General features: G+C 68.9%; 3 protein-coding genes. 1 reads left to right on the forward strand and 2 read right to left on the reverse strand.

The window, feature by feature from the left end; all coding sequences use genetic code 11:
* Window positions 1–630: caspase domain-containing protein (locus tag ACFE8Y_RS13840; RefSeq protein ID WP_375464963.1), on the forward strand; the 630-nt coding region annotated here is incomplete at its 5' end.
* Between the two features lie 13 nt (window positions 631–643).
* Here ACFE8Y_RS13840 and ACFE8Y_RS13845 read toward each other — a convergent pair.
* Entirely contained in the window at window positions 644–1,582 is a 939-nt protein-coding gene (locus ACFE8Y_RS13845; protein WP_375464964.1) for a hypothetical protein, read from the reverse strand.
* The coding region (locus tag ACFE8Y_RS13850) for an ATP-binding protein (protein WP_375464965.1) at window positions 1,572–2,611 on the reverse strand (1,040 nt) is incomplete at its 5' end. The genes ACFE8Y_RS13845 and ACFE8Y_RS13850, both read right to left, overlap by 11 nt.

Raw genomic sequence — 2,611 nt, forward strand, 5'->3', positions numbered from 1 at the left:
GTCGGGGATGCCGCGGCCATCGGGCAAATGCTGCGCACGGCCGGGTTCGCATCGGTCGTGACCTTATCCGATCCGACGCTGGCCGATCTGAAGCGCGCGCTGGCCGACCTCTCGACGGCGGCGCGGGACGCCGACATCGCCGTGGCGTTCTATGCCGGACACGGCGTCGAGACCGGCAGTACGGCCTATCTGGTCCCGGCCGGCGCGACAATCGCCCAACGGGCCGATCTCGACGCGGCGGCCCTGCCGCTCGACGCCATCGTGGCCGCCACCGCGCCGGCCCGCCGCCTCGGGCTCGTGCTGTTCGATGCGTCCCGGTCCGACCCCTTCGCCGGATCGGCCGCGCGGCGTCCTGCGACGCGCGTGCCCGCATCCGAACCGAGCACTGTGCCGAGCGGTGGCAACACGCTGGTGGGCTATGCTACCGGCACGCGTTCGGACGCCCTCGAAGGCACGGGCGCGCACAGCCCCTTCACGGCGGCGCTGCTTGCCCATCTCGCGACGCCCGGTCTCGACATCCGCCTCGCCTTCACGCGGATCCGCGACGCGGTGCTCAAGGCCACCGATCGCCGGCAGGAGCCGTATCTCTACGGCTCCCTCGGCGGTGAGACCGTGTCCCTCGCGCCGTAGGGCGAAGCTTTGTTCAGAACCGTCGGCGCAGGCGAACCGGCCGCTGAGCGGCTTCGATCCGCCGCCGCAGGATCAGGGCGGGCACGATCGCCCAGACAAAGCCCAGGGCGTAGAGCGACACGACTGCGACGCTGCCGCGCGTGTCCAAGCCGATCAGGCCGATCGCGGTGGAGCAGGCAGTGCCGAAGGCAAATAGCAGAGCGGTGCTGCGCAGCCGGCCGCCCAGCGTCCAGCCTCGGATGCGTGACCATAGGGCAAAGGCACGGAAACGGCAAAGCTCGGCCTCGATCAGAACCGCGAGGGCCGGTGGGTGCCCGGCATCGAGGTCGACGGCAGCCCGAGCAAGATCGCGGGCGTCGGTGGAACGCCCGTCGCAGAGGCGCGATCGTGCCGCGGCGGTCAGCGCGACGACGTTGTCCGGACCCGCCACGAGGGCGCGTGCGGCGAGCACTTTCGCTTCGCGCGACCGACAGCGACCGAACAGGTACTCAGCCGTGCCGCCGAGGATGACCGGATCATCGGGTGCCAGCGCACAGGCGGCTCGATAGGCTGACAGCGCCTTCCGTCGATAGGTTAGCGCGGCAAGCAGGTTGGCGAGTTGGAAGTGATTGTTGGGATCGGCGTGATCCAGGCGGACCGCTTCGTGGAGGTGGAGCAGTGCCTCGCGCCGCCCGCCCATCCTCCGGCCGAGGACGATCCCAAGAAGGCGGTGAGCGACCGCATCGTTTGGGTCCAAGGACACGGCCGCACGACAGGCGTTCCGCGCTCCAGCCCCGTCACCGAGATAATCGAGATGCAACCCCAGCAGAGCGAGGGCGGGCGCATGTTCGGGATGCCATGCGAGCACGCGACGCAGAGTAGAGACGGCCCCGCGATCGTTGCCTTCGCGCCCGAGCGCACGGGCGGCCCGCATCCCGGCTTCGACGTCGGCCCCCGGCCCGTCAGCGGCCATGCGCGTCGAGGAATGCCAGGACGTCGTCGTAGTAGCCGCCCTCGTTAGCGAACTTCGCGTAGTTGCGCGCTTGCGTCAGCCACGCTGCCGTCGTCGGCCTGCTACTCTTGAATGCGGTCCGAAGATCGGCGGCGGTGATCGGCGCGACGGTGTCCCCAGCGATCGACCGCTCGATCGCCGCGTCACAGGCCGTCTCAACCAGATCGGCCAGGTCGGCACCGGAAAAGCCGCCGGTCTTATCGGCGATCTCGCCCAGCGGCAGCCGCTGGTCCGCTGGGCGTCCGCGCAGCGCAATGCCGAGGATCGCCTCGCGGCTCGCGCGATCAGGGGGAGGAATGAACAGCGACCGGTCGAAGCGGCCGGGCCGACGGAAAGCCGAATCCATGGCCCAAGGCGTGTTGGTGGCAGCCAGGACGAGCACGCCGTCGTTGTCGCCACGAAACCCATCCATCTCGCTGAGGAAAGTCGAGACCATTGATGACTGGTAGCTATGATCGCTGAAGCGACGCCGCGCCGCTAGCGCCTCGACCTCGTCGAAGAACAGCACCGCCGGCCGCTTGGCCCGGGCGCCCGCGAACAGGGCAGCGATGCGCTTCTCGGAATCGCCGAGCCACTTTTCCAGGACGTCGGTGATCTCGACGATCGTGAAGCTGGCGCCGCATTCCGTGGCGGTCGCGCGAGCGATCAGGGTCTTGCCGCAGCCCGGCGGACCGTAGAGCAGCACGCCGCCGCCCGCACGTTTGCGGAACCGCTCGAACAGGCCCTTGCGCTCGAAGGGCAAAATGATCCGGCGACGGATCTGAACCTTCACCGCGTCGAGGCCGCCGATGCTGTCAAAATCGATCCGTGCGCGCGGCAGACCAAGCTCTGTCTCGGATTCGTGACCGCCCCGGCGCTGCTGGCGATCGAGTGGAACAATGTTGGATCCGTTCGTACCCGATGCAGCATGACCTTGAACGGCGGCGAAGCGCGCATCCAGGCTCGCATCCCGGAGCTGCGGAAACAGGGCGAGCGTCGCAATGTAACCCT

The organism is uncultured Methylobacterium sp. (assembly GCF_964242245.1).
In the GTDB taxonomy this organism is placed as follows: domain Bacteria; phylum Pseudomonadota; class Alphaproteobacteria; order Rhizobiales; family Beijerinckiaceae; genus Methylobacterium.

Coding starts and splice junctions, on each gene's coding strand:
- ACFE8Y_RS13845 (WP_375464964.1), bottom strand. CDS start 1,582: ATGGCCGCTGACGGGCCGGGGGCCGACGTCGAAGCCGGGATGCGGGCC.